Annotated in this window: 16 protein-coding genes; 15 read left to right on the top strand and 1 reads right to left on the bottom strand. The window is 64.1% G+C overall.

The features are described 5' to 3' along the window. Positions 1–24 precede the first annotated feature (24 nt). Entirely contained in the window at positions 25–2,415 is a 2,391-nt protein-coding gene (locus H607_RS11595; protein ID WP_037989421.1) for a penicillin-binding protein 1A, read from the bottom strand. A 120-nt stretch (positions 2,416–2,535) separates the two neighbouring features. Here H607_RS11595 and pilM point away from each other — a divergent pair, with 120 nt between their 5' ends. From pilM to H607_RS0103630, 15 genes are all read left to right on the top strand, one after another. Further along, positions 2,536–3,606: a type IV pilus assembly protein PilM gene (gene pilM / locus H607_RS0103700; RefSeq protein WP_028874316.1), complete on the top strand. Its 1,071-nt coding sequence runs from the start codon at positions 2,536–2,538 to the stop codon at positions 3,604–3,606. Then, complete coding sequence (locus H607_RS0103695) at positions 3,603–4,193, top strand: PilN domain-containing protein (protein ID WP_028874315.1); 591 nt, start codon at positions 3,603–3,605, stop codon at positions 4,191–4,193. The genes pilM and H607_RS0103695 overlap by 4 nt, the downstream gene beginning before the upstream one ends. Next, positions 4,190–4,858: a type IV pilus inner membrane component PilO gene (locus tag H607_RS0103690; RefSeq protein ID WP_051240621.1), complete on the top strand. Its 669-nt coding sequence runs from the start codon at positions 4,190–4,192 to the stop codon at positions 4,856–4,858. Before H607_RS0103695 ends, H607_RS0103690 begins: the two co-directional genes overlap by 4 nt. Continuing rightward, positions 4,855–5,397 carry a pilus assembly protein PilP gene (locus H607_RS0103685; protein WP_037989419.1) on the top strand — a complete coding sequence of 181 codons (543 nt, stop codon included), beginning with the start codon at positions 4,855–4,857 and terminating at the stop codon, positions 5,395–5,397. The genes H607_RS0103690 and H607_RS0103685 overlap by 4 nt, the downstream gene beginning before the upstream one ends. Then, positions 5,394–7,553, top strand: a complete 2,160-nt coding sequence (locus tag H607_RS0103680) for a type IV pilus secretin PilQ (RefSeq protein WP_051240620.1) — start codon at positions 5,394–5,396, stop codon at positions 7,551–7,553. The genes H607_RS0103685 and H607_RS0103680 overlap by 4 nt, the downstream gene beginning before the upstream one ends. Before the next feature lie 112 nt (positions 7,554–7,665). Further along, positions 7,666–8,226, top strand: a complete 561-nt coding sequence (locus tag H607_RS13585; protein ID WP_088178692.1) for a shikimate kinase — start codon at positions 7,666–7,668, stop codon at positions 8,224–8,226. Beyond that, entirely contained in the window at positions 8,219–9,298 is a 1,080-nt protein-coding gene (gene aroB, locus H607_RS0103670) for a 3-dehydroquinate synthase (RefSeq protein ID WP_028874311.1), read from the top strand. The genes H607_RS13585 and aroB overlap by 8 nt, the downstream gene beginning before the upstream one ends. Before the next feature lies 1 nt (position 9,299). Then, positions 9,300–10,418: a deoxyguanosinetriphosphate triphosphohydrolase gene (locus H607_RS0103665; protein ID WP_028874310.1), complete on the top strand. Its 1,119-nt coding sequence runs from the start codon at positions 9,300–9,302 to the stop codon at positions 10,416–10,418. Positions 10,419–10,638: 220 nt separating this feature from the next. Next, entirely contained in the window at positions 10,639–15,318 is a 4,680-nt protein-coding gene (locus tag H607_RS0103660) for a glutamate synthase-related protein (RefSeq protein ID WP_028874309.1), read from the top strand. A gap of 23 nt (positions 15,319–15,341) precedes the next feature. Next, positions 15,342–16,808, top strand: a complete 1,467-nt coding sequence (locus H607_RS0103655; RefSeq protein ID WP_028874308.1) for a glutamate synthase subunit beta — start codon at positions 15,342–15,344, stop codon at positions 16,806–16,808. Positions 16,809–16,884: 76 nt separating this feature from the next. Next, positions 16,885–18,084, top strand: coding sequence for an MFS transporter (locus H607_RS0103650; protein WP_037989417.1), 1,200 nt, complete (start codon positions 16,885–16,887; stop codon positions 18,082–18,084). A 13-nt stretch (positions 18,085–18,097) separates the two neighbouring features. Further along, positions 18,098–18,574: a single-stranded DNA-binding protein gene (ssb, locus tag H607_RS0103645; protein ID WP_028874306.1), complete on the top strand. Its 477-nt coding sequence runs from the start codon at positions 18,098–18,100 to the stop codon at positions 18,572–18,574. A 175-nt stretch (positions 18,575–18,749) separates the two neighbouring features. After that, positions 18,750–19,709 carry an MBL fold metallo-hydrolase gene (locus tag H607_RS0103640; protein ID WP_028874305.1) on the top strand — a complete coding sequence of 320 codons (960 nt, stop codon included), beginning with the start codon at positions 18,750–18,752 and terminating at the stop codon, positions 19,707–19,709. Further along, positions 19,706–20,458 (top strand): tRNA threonylcarbamoyladenosine dehydratase, encoded by a 753-nt coding sequence (locus H607_RS0103635; RefSeq protein ID WP_028874304.1) that lies wholly within the window; start codon positions 19,706–19,708, stop codon positions 20,456–20,458. Before H607_RS0103640 ends, H607_RS0103635 begins: the two co-directional genes overlap by 4 nt. Further along, entirely contained in the window at positions 20,455–20,838 is a 384-nt protein-coding gene (locus H607_RS0103630; protein WP_028874303.1) for a sirohydrochlorin chelatase, read from the top strand. The genes H607_RS0103635 and H607_RS0103630 overlap by 4 nt, the downstream gene beginning before the upstream one ends. Positions 20,839–20,846: the final 8 nt, after the last annotated feature.

The following is a 20,846-nucleotide window of genomic DNA, read 5'->3' as shown; positions in this document are numbered from 1 at the left end:
GGTGGATTCTAGCGCAAATCTCGTTCAATTCAGAAAAGGACGATCGAGCACCGGAGCGCGAGGAGCGGCGTCGGGCACACCCTGCCGCCGCTGCTGGATCAAATCGTAAAAAGGATCTTCCGTCATGTCGTTCGGCGGAGGAACTTCTTCGCTGGGTTCGGATGATGGCGGATACGGTGAGGGAGGCGGGTATTCGCTGTAATAGTATTCTGGTTTGCCGTCAAGCAGCACCGTGGAGATGCCTTCGGGCATGGGACGCTTGACCTCGGGTTGGCCTTGCAGCGCCGTCTCCATGTATTCGATCCAGATCGGCAGTGCGGCGCGTCCCCCCGTCTCGGCCCGTCCGAGCGAGCGCGGCTGGCTGAAACCGAGCCAGCTCACGGCGACGATCTTGGGCTGATAACCGGCAAACCAGGTATCGACCTGGTTGTTGGTCGTGCCGGTTTTGCCGGCCAGATCCGAGCGTTTGAGCCGGACCCGTGCCGATGCGGCAGTCCCGCGCTCGACCACCGTGCGCAGCAACGAGTCCATCATCCAGGCGTTGCGCTCGGAGAGCACGCGGGGCGCATCTTGTCCTGCGACCTTGGGCTGAACGCGCAGGAGCAGATTGCCTTGTCCGTCGCGCACTTCTTGGATGAAATAGGGTTCGACGAGATAGCCGCCATTGGCGAACACCGCATAGGCCCGCGCCATCTCCCATGGGTTGGCGCTGCCGGCCCCAAGCGCCATCGTCAGGTAGGCGGGGTGCTTGGCCGGATCGAAGCCGAAACGGGTGAGCCATTGTTGGGCGTAGGCAGGCGTGATGTCGTTGAGCACGCGGATCGCGACCACGTTCTTCGACTTGGCCACGGCGTCGCGCAGGCGCATCCAGCCTTCGTAGCGATCGTCGTAATTCTTGGGGTCCCAAGCCTTGCTGCCGGTGACCTCGGCGGAAAAACTGAGTGGTTCGTCCTCGACCCAGCTACCAGGCCCCCATCCCTTCTCTAGCGCGGCAGAGTAGATGAACGGCTTGAACGAAGAGCCGGGCTGGCGCTGGCCCTGGGTGGCATGGTTGAATTTCGTCAGACCAAAATCATAGCCCCCTACGAGAGCACGCACCGCCCCGGTGTCGGCGTCGAGCGAGACGAGCGCCGCCTGGGCTTCGGGGAGCTGGGTGAGTTCCCACTGGTCGTTTGCCAGCGGTCGCAGACGCACGACGGCGCCGGGCTGTATACGCTGTTCTTCGGGTGCCTTGGCACTGAGGCTACGGCGCACGAAGTCGAGCGCCTTGTCAGTGAATTCGAGCGTTTTGCCGTGACGCCAGACGACGAGTTTGCGTTCGCTCGCTTCCAGCGCGACGGCGGCCAGTGCATCGGGGAAATCGGGGTAGGACGAGAGCTGGGCATCCAAGGTATCCCAATCGCGCTCGGCTACCGCTTTGGCGTCGAGCATGCCTTCGGGGCCGCGGTAGCCGTGGCGTCGGTCATAAGCCACGAGCCCGTGACGCACGGCCGCCTCGGCCGCACGCTGGTCGGCCAGACGAATCGTCGTGAAGATTTGAATGCCGGAAGTATAAGCAGCTTCGCCGAATCGCTCCAGTGCGAAGAGGCGTGCCATCTCGGCGACGTACTGGCCGACGCCATTGGCGTTTACGGCGGTCGGATCGTTGCGATAGCGATCCTGGGCGAGCACGATCGGTTCGGCCATGGCCGCGGTGTATTGTTCTTGCGTGATGAATCCTGCTTCGAGCATGCGGGAGAGGACGTATTCGCGGCGTTTCTTTGCCGCCTCGGGATTGCGAATGGGATTGAGCTGCGAAGGCGCCTTGGGTAGCCCCGCGAGCAGCGCCGCCTCGGCCAGCGTGAGCGCCTGCACCGGCTTGCCGAAATAGGTCTGCGCTGCGGCGGCGAAGCCGTAGGCGCGTTGGCCGAGGTAGATCTGGTTGAGGTAGAGCTCGAGGATCTGATCCTTGCTCAGTTCGCGCTCGATCTTGAGGGCGAGCAGGATCTCGTAGAACTTGCGGTTGAAGGTTTTTTCGCGCGAGAGGTAGAAATTGCGCGCCACCTGCATGGTGATGGTCGAGGCGCCCTGAGCCTTGCCGCCACGCACGAAATTGACGAAGGCGGCGCGAACGATGCCTTGCACGTCGATGCCGGGGTGCTCGTAGAAGCGCTCGTCCTCGGCGGCGAGGATGGCCTGCTTGAGGTGATCTGGTATGACATTGACGTTTAAGACGACACGCTTCTCTTCGCCGAACTCCGCCAGGGGTTCGCCTTCGGCGGAGTAGACGCGCAAGGGGATCTTCGGCTGATAGTCGATGAGCTGATCGAGCGTGGGCAGCTGCTGCCAGGCGAGGACGATGGTCGTTGCAAGAATGCCACAGGCGGCGATTCCCAAGGCGAATAGGGCGAGTATCGAGGTTTTGACCCGAGACATGAGGGTGTCCGTAGAAAGTTTTTTGATTATACCGAGTGAAAGGGCGTTGTCCTTGGATGGATATGCCGATTATAATTGCCGCGCGACCGTGAGGCATGATGCCGGACAGGGGGCCATCGGATGATCTGGGACAAGTTGCTGGGGTGGGGGAGCGGTAGCGGAAGTGGGCTGATCGGGGTCGACCTTTCGGCTTCCGCGGTCAAAACATTGGAATTGTCTGGCAGCATCGAAGTTCCGCTCATCGAACAAAGCGTCATCGTGCCACTTGCCGAAGGGGCAATGGTCGACAACGCGCTGGTCAACTTCGATGGGGTGGCGCAGGCCTTGCGCGCCGCGATTTCCCAGCACCACGGGGGGGCGAAGCGGCTCGCCTTCGCCTTGCCAGATGCCGTCGTGATGATGAAGACGGTGACGCTGGCCGCCCTGGAGAGCGAACGCGAATTCGAAGAGCTCGTCCTGATGGAGGCGGCGCGTTTCGTCCCCTTCCCGCTCGAAGAGGTCGCGCTCGACTGGGAGATCACGGGGCCGGGCCATCTCGAAGAAACCGTCGAGGTCTTCATCGTCGCGGCCCGGCGCGACCGCGTCGATGAGCTCGTGGCGCTCGCCGATGCGGTCGGTGTGGAACCCGCGGTGGTCGATGTCGCCTCGCTCGCGTGGCAACGGGCCCTGGTTCGGGGTAGCGAGGAAGAAAGGTCGAAACGCATCGAGGCGCATTGTAATCTCGGGGCGAACCTCTTGGAAGTGTTCGTCTTCCATCGCGGCAGGCGCGTTTTCGATCGCACCCAGCCCGTGGGAGGGCAGCAGCTCGCCCGCGAATTGATGCGCCGCAGCGGCAAAACGGCTCAGGAAGTAGAGCAGATGACCGAAGAACATCGCTGGCCGGTCGATCTCCTCGGCCAGGTGGTGGTTCCTTTTTGTGACACGCTCGCCCAGGAAATCGCCCGGGCGCTGCAATATTTTTTTGCAACCCAGTCCTCGGATCACGTCGATCGGGTCGTCCTGGGCGGGGGCCTGGCGGCTTTGCCGATGCTCCCCGACGCCGTCCGGCAACGGGTGGCGGCTCCCGTCGAAGTGGCCGACCCCTGGAAGGGTTTTCAGGTCCATCCGCGCCTGCGTGACCGCCTTCGCCCTAGTCTCGCGCCGCGCATGGTCATCGCCACCGGTCTCGCCCTGCGGAGGTTCGATCAGTGACCCGTATCAATCTCTTGCCCTGGCGCGAAGCGCTGCGAGAACGGCGCCGGCGCCTGTTCTACAGCGGGCTCGTCGCCGCTGCCTTGGCCGGGGTGCTCGTTGGCATCATCGGCTCTCTCTACCTCAATGGGCTCATCGAGCGACAGCAGGAGCGTAACCGCTTCCTCACCGAGCAGATCGGCCAGCTCGACAAGCAGCTTGCCGAGCTCAAAGAACTGCGCACCCTCATCGATGGCATCGTCGCCCGCAAGAACGTCATCGAGTCCCTGCGCGCACGTCGCGTCGAGCCGGTGCTGCTCTTCGACGAGCTGCCCCGGCGCCTTCCCGAAGCCACTTTTCTCGAGTCCTTGGAGCGGCGCGACGCCCTCGTGACCTTGCGCGGCATTTCCCAGTCGAACGCGCGCGTCTCCGAGACCATGCGTTCCCTCGATGCCTCGCCTTATCTCACCGACGTGCGGCTCATCGAGACCTTGGGCCTCGATAGAAACGGGCAAAGGGTGGTTCGGTTCGCCTTGCAGTTGCGCATGGACCGTCCCGTGATCGAGGCGATGGGGGCGGAAAAACCGGCGGCGGAGGGCAAACCATGAAAGTCGATGTGCGCTTCGATCTGCGGCGCGACCCGTTGCGTTGGATCAGGCAGTTCCGTGACCTGGATCCTCAAGATCCCGGCAGATGGCCGCCGGCTCCTCAAATCACGGTCATGGTGCTGCTGTTTGCCCTCATCGTCGCCGGTGCCTGGTGGTTTTTCTGGACCTCACAGGCCGAGGAGCTCGAACGTGTCAAGGGGCAGGAGAAAGAGTTGCGCGACCAGTGGCTGGCGAAGAAGCGGCAAGCGGTCAATCTACCCGAATATCGCGCCCAACTGCGCACGGCCGAAGCCCAGTTCGGCGCTCTGTTGAAGCAGTTGCCGAGCAAATCCGAAATGGACGCCCTGCTGCAAGACGTGCATCAGTTCGGGCTGAAGCGCGGCCTACGCTTCGAACTGTTTCGCCCGGGGGATGAGGCGCGGCGTGACTTCTACGTCGAGATGCCGGTGGCGATCGTGCTCGAAGGGGGGTACCACGAGATTGCCGGTTTCCTCAGCGACGTCTCTTCCATGCCGCGGGTGGTGACGTTCGGCGACATCAAGCTCGCCCCGCAGAAAGACGTGGGCCTGAAGTTCGAGGCGACGCTGCATACCTACCGTTATCTGGACGAGGAAGAGCTCAACGCGACCGCAGCCCAGCCGGCGGGGAAAGGAGGGAAAAAATGAGCTTTCCTTCACTGCCGGCGTTGACGTCGGTTTTGGCCGTGTTCCTGCTGGCCGGATGCGTCGAGGCCCCTCCTTCGGACGTGACTGACATCCAGCAATGGATGGAGGAGTCTGCCAAAGGTCTGAAAGGGCGGGTTCCGCCGCTTCCCGAAGTCAAACCGTTTCCTCCGGTGGTTTATAAAGCCCAGGATTTGACCGACCCCTTCGACCCTGGCCGTCTAGCCCCGCCGGCGCTCAAGTCGGCCAAGGGAGGGGGTTTGCCTGCTCCGGACATGAATCGGCCGCGTGAGCCGCTCGAGCGCTTCTCGCTCGAAGAGCTCAAGCTCAGGGGGATATTGCGCCGGGGCAAAGAGATTCGGGCGCTGATAGAGGCGCCGGACGGTGTCTATCCCGTCACGGTGGGATCCTATCTCGGACAGAATTTCGGCCGGGTCGTGGCGATCGAGGAGACCAAGGTCAAGATCGAAGAAATGGTGCAGGATACCGAACAGCATTGGATCAAGCGGCCGGTGGAATTGAACTTGGAGGAAAAACGATGATTCGCGCAGCTGGAGAAGTTCTTGGTTTCGAGGCCAAGAGGGGTGCCGCCGCACGCTGGATGGGGATGCTCGTCTTGGGAATGTGCCTGATGCTGCTCTTGGCCGGCGGGCGTCCGGCCATGGCCGAGGAGAAGGCCGCGCTCCTCAAAGACATTTCCCTCGTGGAATCGGGACAGGGGGGAATGAGGGTCGATTTCGTCTTCGAGGGGAGCGTCGTCAATCCCTCGCATTTCGCGCTCACTAGCCCCTCGCGCATCGTCATCGATTTTCCCAATGCGAAGAGCCAGTTGGGGGCGCCCTCGCGGGAGATCAAACGCAACGGCATCGAGCGGATCTACGCAGTCGAGGCGGCCGGGCGCTTGAGGGTCGTCCTTGCCCTGTCGCAGCCGATGACCTACCGCCTCGCCCAGATCGGCTCGGGCTGGGGTCTCGAGCTCGAAGCCGGTACCGCCGCTCAAATGGCCAGCAAGGCGCAGGAAGCCCTCGTTCCCTACCAGACGCAGGCGGTGGGGCAAGCCGCCTCGTCGGGGGGTGGGGCCGTCGTTCCTTCGATCCTCTCGGTCGACTTCCGGCGGGGAACGAACGGTGAGGGCAAGGTGATGGTGCATCTCTCCACCCCTGAGATCGCGCCCGACCTGCGCCGTGCCGGCGAGCGCATCGAGGTCGTCTTCCCCGAGACGGCGCTGCCGCAGGAGCTCTACCGCCGCAGCGACGTGACCGATTTCGCCACGCCGGTGCAGAGTTTCCGCTTCGAGCGGCGCGGGCGTGATACCGTGCTCGTGATCGAGCCCAAGGGCAACTGGCAGCACACCGCCTATCAGGCCGACGCGCTCTTCGTCGTCGACATCCAGCCGGTTCAGGAAGACCCCAACAAGGTGCTCGTGGGCAAGCCCCAGTACAAGGGCGAGCGACTCACGCTCAACTTCCAGAACATCGACGTGCGTGCCGTGTTGCAGGTGCTGGCCGACTTCAGTGGCTTCAACATCGTCGTCTCCGACACCGTGCAGGGTACCATCACGTTGCGCCTGGTCGACGTGCCCTGGGATCAGGCGCTCGACATCATCCTGCAGAACAAAAAGCTCGATAAACGTCAGCAGGGCAATGTCATCTGGGTTGCCCCGGCGCAGGAGATCGCCGAGCAGGAGAAGGTGCGTCTGGACGCGCTCAACCAGAGCATCGAGAAAGGGGTGTTGGTCACCGAGAGCTTTCAGATCAACTACCATTCGGCCTCCGAGATCTATCAAATGATCTCCAATGACAACACGACCGGGGGAAGCAATAACAATACCAAGAAAATGCTCTCCGACCGTGGCATGGCGACCTTCGACATGCGCACTAACAAGCTCTTCATTACTGATGTTGAAGAGCGCCTTCAAGCGGTGCGGGAGCTCTTGAAACAGATCGACGTGCCGCCACGTCAGGTGGTGATCGAGGCGCGCATTCTCGAGGTGTCCTCGAATTTCAACAAAGAGATCGGGGCGCGCCTCAATACGAATGGTAGGCCAATCATTTCGGCAGATTACTTTAATATCGGGCCGATCAGCCGACCATTCTTCCAACAGAACAACAATATCAATGAAGGTCAGTTTTCGACTTTTGCCCTTTCTATCTTCAACCGGTCGGCGACGCGTTTCCTCAACCTGGAACTCAACCTGGCCGAAGTCACGGGGAAAACACGTATCGTCTCCAACCCGAAGATCATGACGGCGAACAACATCGAGGCGCGTATTGCCGTCGGTCAAGAAATTCCTTACGTGACCACGGTGACGGCCAACAACATGACTTCTCCCAACGTCCAGTTCAAGGAGGCGGTGCTCGAACTTCGCGTCACGCCGGTGCTCACGCCGGATGGCCGCATTCGTATGAAGGTAGTGGTACATGACGATCAGCCGGACTACTCACGTAGCATTCAAGGCAACCCGCCGATCCGCAAGCGTGAAGTGGTGAGCGACGTTCTGGTCGATAACGGCGGCACGATCGTTCTCGGTGGTTTGTTCCAAGAAAATGAAACCAACGGCGTCGATCAGGTGCCCTGGTTGGGCGATGTCCCGGTCTTTGGTAACCTTTTTCGCAACAAATCCAATTCGGCGACGCGCACCGAGCTGATGGTGTTCCTCACGCCAAGAATCGTGGCCGAAGACTTGCGCCTGCGCTGATCCCGCGGTTATGTCCTCCAAAAACCCGCCCTGCTCAGGGGTGGGTTTTTGCACTGTATGGCAGGGCTTTTTACGGTACACTAGCCTCGATCAACGAACGTGAGCGTATCGGGTGGAGCCCATTGTGTTCATCGGAATGATGGGGGCTGGCAAGACGACCGTCGGGCGCGCTTATGCGGCACGACACGGGCTGGCTTTCATCGACAGCGACCAAGAATTGGAGGCGCGTACCGGCGTCTCCATTCCCACGATCTTCGCCGTCGAGGGCGAGGAGGGATTTCGCGAGCGCGAGACGCGGCTGCTCGCCGAACTGCTCGGCCGCGAGGACATCGTGCTCGCCACCGGCGGCGGGGTGGTACTGCGGCCGGAGAATCGGGCGCAGCTGCGCCGCCGGGGCATCGTCGTCTATCTGCACGTGCCACCGGAGGTACTGTGGGAGCGGCTGCGGCACGACCGCCATCGGCCGCTGCTGCAGGTGCCACAGCCGCGGCAGCGTATTTTCGAACTCTATGCCCAGCGTGACCCGCTCTATCGCGAGGCGGCCGACATCGTCGTCGATGGCGGTCGAATGAAGCCCGCGGCCATGCTCGCGCGCGTCGAGGAGGCGGTACGCGACTACCTGTCGGGTAGAGGGGAAAGGGTAGTGATCGCGCAAGGAGAAGGGGATGCGTGAGCTGGCCGTCGATCTGGGTGAGCGGTCCTATCCTATTTTCATCGGTTCCGGCGTGCTTACGGCCCATGAGTTGCTGCTGCCGCACCTGGAGCAGCCGCGCGCGGTGCTCGTCACGAACGAGACGGTGGCGCCGCTCTATCTCGAGCGCGTAACGACCATGCTGGAGCGTCACGCCGTGCGCGTCGACTCGGTGGTGCTGCCCGACGGGGAACAGTACAAAAACTGGCAGACGCTGGAAAAAGTCTACGACACGCTCGTCGATACCCGCGCCGAGCGTGCCACCACCCTCATCGCCCTGGGCGGAGGCGTCATTGGCGACATGACGGGTTTTGCCGCCGCCACCTGGCAGCGTGGGGCTCCTTTCGTGCAGATGCCCACCACGCTCCTGGCGCAGGTCGATTCTTCCGTGGGCGGCAAGACGGCGATCAACCATCCGCGCGGCAAGAACATGATCGGAGCTTTCCATCAACCTCGTGCCGTGCTCATCGACACCGATACGCTCGCGACCCTGCCGCTGCGCGAGCTGCGCGCGGGGCTCGCCGAGGTGATCAAGTACGGTCTCATCCGGGATGCCGCCTTCTTCGATTGGCTCGAGGGGCACATGGAGGCGTTGCTCGCGCTGGAGCCGGAACCGGTGGCCTTCGCCATCGAGCGCTCCTGTCGCAACAAGGCCGAAGTGGTGGCGGCTGACGAGACCGAGCGTGGCGAACGGGCCCTGCTCAATCTCGGACATACCTTCGGCCATGCGATCGAGACGGGGACAGGCTACGTCGATTGGCTGCACGGTGAGGCGGTGGCCGTGGGGATGCTGATGGCGGCCGAGGTGTCACTGCGCCTGGGCTGGATCGATGAGGGCGAGCTCGCGCGCATCGAGGGGCTCTTGATCCGGGCCGGTCTGCCGGTACAGGGGCCCGGCTTGCCGGTGGATGAGATGTTGCACTGGATGGCCGGCGACAAGAAAGTGAGCGGTGGGCGGCTACGCCTGGTCCTGCTCCAAGGGATCGGCAAGGCGGTGGTGACGGCAGACGTGGCGCCATCCGTATTGCGCGCCGCGATCGAAGCAAGGAGCTGAGATGCTGGCCCCGTACGCGGTCCATGAAGCGGCGAGCCGCGGGCGCCGGCACCCGGAGCCGAGCGCGGCGCCGCGCAGCGAGTTCCAGCGCGACCGCGACCGGATCGTGCATTCGAGCGCCTTTCGCCGGCTGGAATACAAGACGCAGGTCTTCGTCAACCACGTCGGGGATCACTTTCGCACGCGGCTCACTCATTCACTGGAAGTGGCGCAGATCGGGCGATCGATCGCTCAGATGCTCGGCGTGAACGACGTGCTGGTCGAGGCGATCACTTTGGCGCACGACCTGGGGCATACGCCTTTCGGGCACGCCGGGCAGGAGGCGCTCGACGAGTGCATGAAAGACGAGGGCGGGTTCGAACACAACCTGCAGTCGCTGCGCATCGTCGACGAACTCGAGGAAAAATACGCCGAATTCGACGGGCTCAACCTCATGTTCGAGACGCGCGAGGGTATTTTGAAGCACTGTCGTCCGGAACACTGGGCCCGGCTGGGAGAGGTTGCCGAGCGTTTTCGCCGCGACTTGCGCCCCTCGCTGGAAGCGCAGATCGCCAACCTGGCCGACGAGCTCGCCTACAACAACCATGACATCGACGACGGTCTGCGCTCCGGCCTCCTTACCCTCGAGGCGCTCGAGGCAGTGCCGATTTTCGCACGCACGCGGGCCGAGGTGGAGGCGCGCTATCCGGGTCTGGAGCGCAAGCGGCTCATCCATGAAACGATTCGCCGCATGATCTCGCTCATGGTGCTCGACCTCGTCGGGGAGACTCGGCGGCGTATCGCCGAGGCCGATCCCGCCTGCGTCGAAGATGTACGCCGCGCGCCGCCGCTCGTGCAGCATTCGAGTGCGATGCGCGAAGAAGTCGCGCTGCTCAAGCGTTTTCTCTTTCTCCAGCTCTACCGCCATCCGCGGGTGATCGACATGAACCGCCGCGCGCAGCGCATCATCCGTGAGCTCTTCGCCGCCTATGCCGCCGATCCTTCCCTGCTGCCAGAGGGGTACCGGCGACGTTTCGCGGAGAAAGGCCGTCGCGCCTTGGCCGATTACATCGCCGGGATGACCGACCGCTATGCCGTTCGCGAGCATCGCCGCATTTTCGGTCTGGAAGAGGCGTTCTGAGCGTTTTGTCCGACTTTGGCTGAAATAGCGCCAGGGACAAATTTTTTCTCGGTGCGATCTTGATCGATGGCCCCTTCGACGGTATATTGTTCCGCCCGCCTTTTCGCGCGCCAGGATACTCCGCCCGTCTCTCGCAACGGTCCCCGGTCGATCCCGTAGCGCCACAGCGGCGCGCCCTTTCTTTCACCGTCATTGGATCCGAGTCGAGGAAAGCCTGACCATGTCCGAATCGTCGCCATCTGCCGGTCTCTATCGTCCCGAGTTCGAACACGACGCCTGCGGCGTCGGTTTCGTCGCCCACCTGAAAGGCGTCAAACGCCATGATATCGTCACTCAGGGGCTGGAGATCCTGAAAAATCTCGATCACCGTGGTGCCGTGGGGGCCGATCCCCTGCAAGGCGATGGGGCCGGTATCCTTATCCAGATCCCGGACCGGCTCTATCGGGAAGAGATGGCCAAGCAGGGAGTGACCTTGCCGCCGGCCGGCGACTACGGCGTGGGGATGATTTTCTTGCCGCAGGAGACTGCCTCGCGCCTGGCCTGCGAGGAAGAGATCGAGCGGGCGGTACGTGCCGAGGGACAAGTGGTGCTCGGCTGGCGCGACGTACCCGTCGATCGCACCATGCCCATGTCGCCGGCGGTGAAGGCCAACGAACCGGTGATCCGGCAGATCTTCATCGGTCGCGGCCCCGAAGTCATGGTCACCGACGCGCTCGAGCGCAAGCTCTACGTGATCCGGCGCCGCTCGGCCAACGCCATTCGTGCGCTCGAGCTCGAGCATGCCAAGGAATTCTACGTCCCTTCCATGTCGGCGCGCACCGTCGTCTACAAAGGGCTGCTGCTCGCCAACCAGGTCGGACGCTACTATCGCGACCTCGCCGATCCGCGCACCGAATCGGCGCTCGCGCTGGTGCACCAACGGTTCTCGACCAACACCTTTCCCAAGTGGAACCTCGCCCATCCGTTCCGCATGATCGCGCACAACGGCGAGATCAACACCCTGCGCGGCAACTACAACTGGATGCGGGCACGCGAGCGGGGTGTCTCCTCCACCTTGCTGGGCAAGGATCTGGAAAAGCTCTGGCCCATCATCTATCCGGGACAGTCGGATTCGGCCTCTTTCGACAACGCGCTCGAGCTCCTGGTGATGAGCGGCTATACGCTCGCGCACGCCATGATGATGCTCATCCCCGAAGCCTGGGAGGCACACACCCTCATGGACGAGCGGCGTCGCGCCTTCTACGAGTACCACGCGGCGATGATGGAGCCCTGGGATGGCCCGGCGGCGGTGGCCTTCACCGATGGCCGCCAGATCGGGGCGACGCTCGATCGCAACGGCTTGCGGCCGGCGCGCTACCTCGTCACCGACGATGATCTCGTCGTCATGGCGTCCGAGGCCGGCGTGTTGCCGATTCCCGAGGAAAAGATCGTGCGCAAGTGGCGCCTGCAGCCGGGGAAGATGTTCCTCATCGACATGGAGCAGGGCCGCATCATCGACGACAAGGAGCTCAAGGAAACGCTCGCCAACGCCAAACCTTACCGCGAGTGGATCCAGCGCATCAACATCAAGATCGATTCCCTGCCCGCGCCCGGCAGCGCCGCCGTGTATGCGGCGCAGTCGCACGTCCCCATCCTCGATCTGCAGCAGGCTTTCGGCTATACCCAGGAAGACCTCAAGTTCATCCTCGATCCCATGGCCGAGACCGGGGAGGAGGCGGTGGGGTCGATGGGCAACGACGCGCCGCTCGAAGTGCTCTCGGCGCGGCCCAAGCCCATCTACCATTACTTCCGCCAGCTCTTCGCGCAGGTGACCAACCCGCCGATCGATTCGATCCGCGAGCAGATGGTGATGTCGCTCGTCTCCTTCATCGGTCCGAAACCGAACCTGCTGGAGTTGAACGAGATCAACCCGCCCTACCGGCTCGAAGTGCCGCAACCGGTGCTCGATTTCGAGGCGATGGCCAAGCTGCGCGACATCGCCCGCTTTACCAAGGATCGTTTCCGCAGTCACGAGATCGACATCTGCTATCCCGTTTCCTGGGGTAAAGACGCGGTGGAGGCGCGGCTCGCCTCGCTGTGCGCCCAGGCCGAGGATGCGGTGCTCAATGGCTACAACCTGCTCATCGTGTCCGATCGCAAAGTCGATGCCGAGCACGTCGCCATCCCGGCGCTGCTGGCCACTTCTGCCATCCACCAGCACCTGGTCAACAAGGGGCTGCGCACCCGCACCGGCCTGGTGGTCGAGACCGGCTCGGCGCGCGAGGTGCACCATTTCGCCGTGCTCGCGGGCTACGGGGCGGAGGCCGTGCATCCCTATCTCGCGCTGATGACGCTGCGTGAGCTCGCCAACGGCGACGAGAAACAGGAGAAGGAATACGTCAAACACTTCATCAAGGCCATTGGCAAGGGGCTGATGAAGACGATGTCCAAAATGGGCATCTCGACTTACATGTCTTATACCGGCGCGCAGATTTTCGAGGCCGTGGGCATCAAACAGTCGGTGTGCGACAAGTACTTCACCGGCACGGTGAGCCAGGTGGAGGGGCTGGACGTCTTCGATCTGATGGACGAGGCGATCCGCCTGCACCGGGCGGCGTTTGGCGAGAACCTCTTCCTCGAGAACCGGCTCGACGTCGGCGGCGAGTACGCCTACCGGCGCTTCGGCGAGGAGCACATGTGGACGCCGGATGCCATCGCCAAGCTGCAGCATGCCACGCGCTCGGGGCGTTTCGAGACGTACGAAGAATACGCCCGCATCATCAACGACCAGAGCCGGCGCCTCATGACCTTGCGTGGCCTCTTCCGCTTCCGCAAGGCGGCGCAGCCGATTCCGCTCGAAGAGGTCGAACCGGCGAGCGAGATCGTCAAGCGCTTCGCCACGGGAGCGATGTCGCTCGGCTCCATCTCCACCGAAGCGCACACCACGCTCGCCGTGGCGATGAACCGCATCGGCGGCAAATCCAACACGGGTGAAGGCGGCGAGGATCCGGCGCGATTCAAACGAATCGCCAAACCGACCAAACTCTCGGAGGTGATCGGACCGCATCGCATCGCCCGCGATCTCGAGCTCAAGCCCGGCGACAGCCTGCGCTCGGCGATCAAGCAAGTGGCGTCCGGCCGCTTCGGAGTGACGGCCGAATATCTCGTCAATGCCGATCAGATCCAGATCAAGATGGCGCAAGGTGCCAAACCCGGCGAGGGCGGTCAGCTGCCGGGGCACAAGGTCACCGAGTACATCGGCTTTCTGCGCCACTCGGTGCCGGGCGTCGGCCTCATTTCGCCGCCGCCGCACCACGACATCTATTCGATCGAGGATCTGGCCCAGCTCATCCACGACCTGAAGAACGCCAATCCGAAGGCCTCGATCTCGGTGAAACTGGTGGCCGAGGTAGGGGTGGGTACCGTCGCGGCGGGCGTGGCCAAGGCCAAGGCGGATCACATTGTGATCGCTGGGCACGACGGCGGCACGGGGGCTTCGCCCATCTCCTCGATCAAGCACGCCGGTTCGGCTTGGGAGCTGGGTCTGGCGGAGACGCAGCAGACGCTGGTGATGAACCGCCTGCGCGGCCGGGTACGGGTGCAGGTCGACGGTCAGATCAAGACGGGGCGCGACGTGGTCATTGGCGCGCTGCTCGGTGCCGACGAGTTCGGCTTCGCCACGGCGCCGTTGGTGGTCACCGGCTGCATCATGATGCGCAAGTGCCATCTCAACACTTGCCCGGTGGGGGTGGCGACGCAGGATCCCGAGCTGCGCCGGCGTTTCTCCGGGCAGCCCGAGCACGTGATCAACTACTTCTTCTTCGTGGCCGAGGAAGTGCGTCGCATCATGGCCGAGCTCGGCGTGCGCACGTTCGATGAGCTCATCGGCCGGGTGGATCTGCTCGACGTGCGCGAGGCCGTCGATCACTGGAAAGCCAAGGGGCTGGACTTCGGCAAGGTGCTCGCGCGCATCGAAGCGCCGGAGGGGGTGGCCACTCGCCACTGCGAGACCCAGGACCACGGGCTCGACAAGGCGCTCGATCTGCACTTGCTCGAACTCGCCAAGCCGGCGATCGAGGCGCGCAAGGTGGTGCACGCCGAGGTGCCGATCCGCAACGTCAACCGCACGGTGGGCGCGATGCTCTCCGGCCGCATCGCCGAGCGTTATGGCCATGAGGGTTTGCCCAACGATACGGTGCGATTCACGTTCCGCGGCACGGCCGGGCAGAGCTTCGCCGCCTTCCTCGTGCGCGGTGTCACCTTCGACCTGATCGGCCAAGCCAACGATTATGTCGGCAAGGGGCTCTCGGGCGGGCGCGTCATCGTGCGCCCCGATCCGGCTTTCCGCGGCGAGGCGCCGGAGAACATCATCGTCGGCAATACCGTGCTCTACGGGGCGATCGAGGGCGAAGCCTACTTCAGCGGCGTGGCCGGTGAGCGCTTTGCCGTGCGCAATTCGGGGGCGGTCGCCGTCGTCGAGGGCGTGGGTGACCACGGCTGCGAATACATGACGGGCGGCACGGTGGTGGTGCTCGGACGTACCGGGCGCAACTTCGCCGCCGGCATGTCGGGTGGCGTTGCCTATGTGCTCGACATCGACGGGGATTTCGCGCAGAAGTGCAACCAGGTGCAGGTGGCGCTCGAGCCTCTGCCCGAGGAGCTGGAGGTGCGGGCGCAGTCCGACTTCGGCCCCGAACTCGAAACGCACGGTTTCGTTCGCATCGACCACCTGACGATGGGCGATGAGCTCATCCTCAAAGGGCTCATCGAGCGCCATGCGCGCCTCACCGGCAGCCGCCGCGCCAAGGAGATCCTGGCGCACTGGAGCCTGTGGCGCGCCAAGTTCGTCAAGGTGATGCCTCATGAATACCGTCGCGCGCTGCGCGAACTCGCTGCCGCCCGTGCGGCCAGCATGGCCTGATTCTCTCTGGAGACTGCAAGGAAATGGGCAAACCCACAGGTTTTCTCGAATACCGCCGCGTCACGGAAGCCTACGATCCGGTTCCCGAGCGGATCCGGCATTACAAGGAGTTCGTGCATCGCCTCTCGGAGAACGAGGCGACGATCCAGGGCGCGCGCTGCATGGACTGCGGCATTCCTTTCTGCCACAACGGCTGTCCGGTGAATAACCTCATCCCGGACTGGAACGACCTCGTCTATCGCAAGCGTTGGCGCGAGGGTTGGAACGCGCTCGATGCGACGAACAATTTCCCCGAATTCACCGGCCGTGTGTGTCCGGCACCGTGCGAGGCGGCCTGTACGCTCAACATCAATGACGAGGCCGTCGGCATCAAGTCGATCGAGCGTTTCCTCATCGATCTCGCCTGGGAACGCGGCTGGGTGCTGCCGCATCCGCCCAAGCGCAAGACCGGCAAGAAAGTCGCGGTGGTTGGCTCCGGCCCGGCGGGCATGGCGGCGGCGCAGCAATTGGCGCGCGCCGGGCACGAGGTGACGCTCTTCGAGAAGAACGACCGCATCGGTGGCCTGCTGCGCTACGGCATCCCCGACTTCAAGCTGGAGAAATGGCTCATCGACCGGCGGCTGGCGCAGATGGAGGCCGAAGGGGTGCGTTTTCGCACCGGCGTGCTCGTCGGGGCGTCGGATACTCCCGCCGCGATCCAAAACGCGGCCAAGAGTTTCGTCTCCGCCGAGGAGCTGCGCCGCGAGTTCGACGCGGTGGTGCTCGCCGCGGGTTCGGAAGTGCCGCGCGATCTGCCGGTGCCGGGGCGCGAGCTCGAAGGCGTCTACTTCGCCCTGCAGTTTCTCATCCCGCAAAACCGGGAAGTGGCCGGCGACGCACCCAATCCGATCTCAGCCAAGGGCAAGCACGTGGTGGTGATCGGCGGCGGCGACACCGGCGCCGACTGCGTGGGCACGGCGATTCGCCACGGTGCCAAATCGGTGACCCAGCTCGAGCTCATGCCGCGTCCGCCCGAGCAGGAGGACAAGGCCCTCACTTGGCCTTACTGGCCGAACAAGCTGCGCACCTCGACCTCGCACCTGGAGGGGGAGGTGAAACGCGAGTTCGCCGTGCTCACCAAGGCCTTCCTGGGTGAGAATGGCCGCGTGCGCGCGCTGCGCCTGGCGCGGCTCGACTGGAGCGGGGGGCAGATGAAAGAGATCCCGGGCTCGGAATTCGAGATTCCCGCCGATCTCGTGCTGCTCGCCATGGGATTCGTCCATCCGCTCGGGGCACTGCTCGAAGCCTTCGGCGTGGAAAAAGATGCACGCGGCAACGCCGCCGCGCCGACCGAAGGACCTGGAGCCTACGCGACCAGCGTGCCGGGCGTGTTCGCTGCCGGGGACGTGCGCCGCGGCCAGTCGCTGATCGTTTGGGCGATCCGCGAGGGGCGGCAGGCGGCTCGCGCGGTCGATCTCTATCTGATGGGCGAGAGTATCCTGCCGGCCTGAGGCGGCGGGATTCGTCGTGAATCTCGAGGAAGCCGGCCGCCTTCGTGGCCGGCTTCGTTTTTGCCGGAGTGTGCGCATGGATGATCGACTCTCTCGCAGCGAACGGATGGCGGTGGTGCGGCTCGCGGCGGTGTTCGCGCTGCGCATGCTGGGGCTCTTTCTCATCCTTCCTGTTTTTTCCGAATACGCCCGGCACTTGCCGGGCGGTGAGGACAGGGCGGCGATCGGCCTGGCGATCGGCATCTACGGGCTTACCCAGGCGGTGCTGCTGATTCCTTTCGGCGCAGCCTCCGACCGCTTCGGGCGCAAACCGGTGATCGTCGCCGGACTCGGGCTCTTCGTGCTGGGCAGCCTCGTGGCTGCTTTTGCGCCCGATCTGCACTGGCTCACCTGGGGGCGTGCCTTGCAGGGCGCGGGGGCGATCTCGGCCGCCGTGACGGCGCTGGTGGCCGACCTCACGCCCGAGACGCATCGCACGCGGGCCATGGCCATGATCGGTTCGACCATCGGCCTCACGTTTGCCCTCTCGCTGGTGCTGGGGCCGGCGCTCTACGGCCTGGTGGGGATGCGCGGCATCTTCCTCTTCACGGGGCTGCTTGCCGCCGGCGCGGCGGTGATGGTCTGGCGGGGCGTGCCCACGCCGAATCGACCCGCTGTTGCCGCAACGGTGCCTCGCACGTCCTTGTGGGGGGTGCTCCGGGATTCCCGGCTGCTGCGGCTCGATGCGGGCGTATTTTTGCTGCATTTCATCCAGATGGCGATGTGGGTGGTGGTGCCGGGGGCCTTGGTTACGCGGGGAGGGTTGCCGCTTGAGCGCCATTGGAGCGTCTATCTGGCGGCAGTGCTCGTTTCTTTCGCGGTGATGGTGCCAGCCATCGTCTTCGCCGAGCGCCATGCTCGCCTGAAACCGGTCTATCTGGCTGCCATTGCGTTGCTCGCCGTGGTGCAACTCGGGTTCGCCTTATGGGCGAACGATTTGTGGATGATCGGGTTGTGGCTCACGGGGTTTTTCGTCGCCTTCAACATCCTGGAGGCGACCCAGCCCTCCTGGGTGTCACGCATCGCACCGCCGGAACGCAAGGGAGCCGTGCTCGGCGTGTACAACACCTTGCAATCCCTGGGACTTTTTTGTGGCGGCTGGGTGGGAGGGCTGATCGCACAAACCCTCTCGCCGCAGGCGATCCACTGGGCGGCGGCAGGGCTCGCGCTCGCATGGTATGCTTTGAGCCTGGGGTTGCAACCGCCGGCAACGCCCAAAGATTCACGCACATCCTGAAGAGGAAGAAACGATGGCATCGGTCAATAAAGTGATCCTGATCGGCAACCTCGGCCGAGATCCCGAGACGCGCTACATGCCCAGCGGCGAGGCCGTGTGTACTTTTTCCCTCGCCACCACCGAGACCTGGAAGGACAAGGCTACCGGTGAGCGCAAAGAGGCCACCGAGTGGCACCGGGTGGTGTTCTTCGGCCGTCAGGCGGAGATCGCGGCGCAATATCTGCGCAAGGGCTCCTCGGTCTATATCGAGGGCAGCCTGCGAACGCGCAAATGGACCGATCAGAGCGGTCAAGAGCGTTATACCACCGAGATTCGCGGCGACGTGATGCGCATGCTCGGTTCGCGCGGTGGTGCCGGAGGCGGCGCCGATGCGCCGATGGATGAGGGCGCTCCTTCGCCTGCTGCCGCACCACGCCCAAGCGCCCAGTCGGCGCCGGCGGCCAAAGGGGGCTTCGACAACGGATTCGAGGAAGACGACATCCCGTTCTGAGGCAGGGGATCGCTCCGGGTTTCGATCATCCCGGTGCAGGGATTTCCCGTATCGGGATTTTCGTTTGCCGGCTCGCCGGAATCGCTGGATCGGGGAACACTGCGGATGCGGCGAGCAGGGTCTTTCGCTACCATGAAGAGGCAGGGCTGGACCTGCCAAGCGAAAGGGGACAACGGTGGACTATGTGATCGCACACGAGGACGGGGTGCTCACCGTCGATACGGGCTATCTTCGCTCGGGGCTGGCGGCGGTGCACCTGATCGTGCAGGACGGGCGGGCGGCAGTGGTCGATACCGGCGTGAATGCCTCGGTGCCGCGGGTCTTGGAGGCGCTGGCGGCGAGCCATGTTCCTCCGCAGGCGGTGGACTACGTCCTGCTCACGCACGTGCATCTGGATCACGCTGGCGGGGCGGGGCACCTGATGGCTGCCTTGCCCAATGCCCGTTTGGTGGTGCACCCGCGCGGCGCACGCCACATGATCGATCCGTCGCGCTTATGGCAGGCGGCCGCCGCCGTCTATGGCGAAGCCGAAACGTATGCGATGTACGGGCACCTCGTGCCGGTGCCGCCCGAACGGGTGATTGCCGTCGAGGATGGCCAAACGCTCCTTTTCGGTGAGCGGCCTCTGACGATCTGGCACACGCCGGGTCATGCACGTCACCATATCGTCATCCATGATCCAGTGGCGCAGGCGATCTATACCGGCGATACGTTCGGGCTTTCCTACCGAGAGTTGGACGTGGCAGGGCGGGCTTCGGTGATTCCGACGACTACCCCCACCGAATTCGAACCGGAAGCGCTCCATGCCTCCATCGACCGGATCCTTGCCGCCCGTCCCACGGCCGCTTATCTGACGCATTTCGGCCGGGTACGCGAACTCGAGCGACTGGCGGCGGATCTGCACCGTTTGATCGACGCCTACGTCGAGGTTGCGCGAGCGGCCCGCGGTGAGGGAGTTGCGCGGCACCTGGAAATTCTCGCCGGCTTGGATGCCCTGATGCAGGAAGAGGCGGAGCGTCAGGCTTGGCCCTTGCGGGGCGAGGCGCTCACCGAATTTCTACGCATGGACATGGAGCTCAACGCCCAAGGCTTGGGGGTGTGGCTCGATCGGCAGAAACGGGCAAGCTCTGGATGAATGAGGCCATCGACCTCGAGCGGCGCTTCGGCGGCATCGAGCGCCTCTACGGTACGGGGACGCTCGCCTGCTTGCTGCGCCGAAAAGTGGCGGTGGTGGGCGTGGGCGGGGTCGGTTCCTGGGCGGCCGAGGCGCTCGTGCGCAGCGGCGTGGGCGGGCTGCGCCTCATCGATCTCGATGTGGTGGCAGAGTCGAATTGCAACCGCCAGGTGCATGCGCTCTCGTCGACGCTGGGGCGAGCCAAGGTGGACGTGATGGCAGAGCGCTTGGCTGACATCAATCCTTCCTTGTCGTGCGAGCCGATCGACGACTTTCTCACGCCGGAGAATTGCGACGCGCTCGTCGCCGGGATGGACGCGGTGATCGATGCCGTGGATGCGGTCCGCGCGAAAGCGGCGCTGGCCGCGCAGTGCCGGACGCAGGGAATTTTCCTCGTGACGACGGGAGCTGCTGGCGGCAAGCGCGATCCGGCGCGGATCGAGGTGGCGGATCTGGCACACACCCTTCAAGATCCGCTGCTGGCGAAGACCCGGGCTCTGCTGCGCCGTGAGTATGGCTTTCCTCGTGGCCGGGAGCGTTTCGGCATCCCGGCGGTGTTCTCCGCCGAGCCGATGCGCCGCGAGGCCCTATGTGATGCCCGCGCCGGGCTCGCCTGTGCCGGCTACGGCTCGAGCATGATGATGACGGCCACGATGGGCTTGATCGCCGCCGAACGGGTGGTCGCACGCTTGGTGCAGGAGGGGAGATGAATACGACCCCGGCGGTGATCCTCTTCGCGCATGGGGCGCGCGATCCCCAGTGGGCGGAACCGGTGCTCGCGGTGGCGCAGCAGCTGCGGCAGTCTCTGCCCGGGGCGTTCGTGCAGCCGGCGTTCCTCGAATTCCTCCCGCCCGGCCTGCCAGAGGCGGTGGAGGTGGCACTCGCGCGCGGCCATCGGCGCGTGGTGCTGGTGCCGGTGTTCATCGCCGTCGGTGGACATCTGCGCGAAGACCTGCCGCGCCTGGTGGATTCCGTGCGTGCCGCGCATCCAGACGTCTCGATCGAGGTTTTGCCGGCCCTGGGGGCGACGGAATCCGTGCGCCGGGCGATGGCCGATACCGTTTTGGAATGGGTCGTGGGAGGCGTATGAAACGCATG

Source organism: Tepidiphilus margaritifer DSM 15129 (genome assembly GCF_000425565.1).
Taxonomy (GTDB): domain Bacteria; phylum Pseudomonadota; class Gammaproteobacteria; order Burkholderiales; family Rhodocyclaceae; genus Tepidiphilus; species Tepidiphilus margaritifer.
The sequence above is the reverse complement of the archived record's forward strand: the minus strand, read 5'-3'. Positions and strand labels throughout refer to the sequence as shown.

Bases quoted from the DNA above. Each gene is read 5' to 3' on its own strand.
- H607_RS11595 (WP_037989421.1), bottom strand. From the start codon at position 2,415: ATGTCTCGGGTCAAAACCTCGATACTCGCCCTATTCGCCTTGGGAATC.
- pilM (WP_028874316.1), top strand. From the start codon at position 2,536: ATGATCTGGGACAAGTTGCTGGGGTGGGGGAGCGGTAGCGGAAGTGGG.
- H607_RS0103690 (WP_051240621.1), top strand. From the start codon at position 4,190: ATGAAAGTCGATGTGCGCTTCGATCTGCGGCGCGACCCGTTGCGTTGG.
- H607_RS0103685 (WP_037989419.1), top strand. From the start codon at position 4,855: ATGAGCTTTCCTTCACTGCCGGCGTTGACGTCGGTTTTGGCCGTGTTC.
- H607_RS0103680 (WP_051240620.1), top strand. From the start codon at position 5,394: ATGATTCGCGCAGCTGGAGAAGTTCTTGGTTTCGAGGCCAAGAGGGGT.
- aroB (WP_028874311.1), top strand. From the start codon at position 8,219: ATGCGTGAGCTGGCCGTCGATCTGGGTGAGCGGTCCTATCCTATTTTC.
- H607_RS0103665 (WP_028874310.1), top strand. From the start codon at position 9,300: ATGCTGGCCCCGTACGCGGTCCATGAAGCGGCGAGCCGCGGGCGCCGG.
- H607_RS0103660 (WP_028874309.1), top strand. From the start codon at position 10,639: ATGTCCGAATCGTCGCCATCTGCCGGTCTCTATCGTCCCGAGTTCGAA.
- H607_RS0103655 (WP_028874308.1), top strand. From the start codon at position 15,342: ATGGGCAAACCCACAGGTTTTCTCGAATACCGCCGCGTCACGGAAGCC.
- H607_RS0103650 (WP_037989417.1), top strand. From the start codon at position 16,885: ATGGATGATCGACTCTCTCGCAGCGAACGGATGGCGGTGGTGCGGCTC.
- ssb (WP_028874306.1), top strand. From the start codon at position 18,098: ATGGCATCGGTCAATAAAGTGATCCTGATCGGCAACCTCGGCCGAGAT.
- H607_RS0103635 (WP_028874304.1), top strand. From the start codon at position 19,706: ATGAATGAGGCCATCGACCTCGAGCGGCGCTTCGGCGGCATCGAGCGC.
- H607_RS0103630 (WP_028874303.1), top strand. From the start codon at position 20,455: ATGAATACGACCCCGGCGGTGATCCTCTTCGCGCATGGGGCGCGCGAT.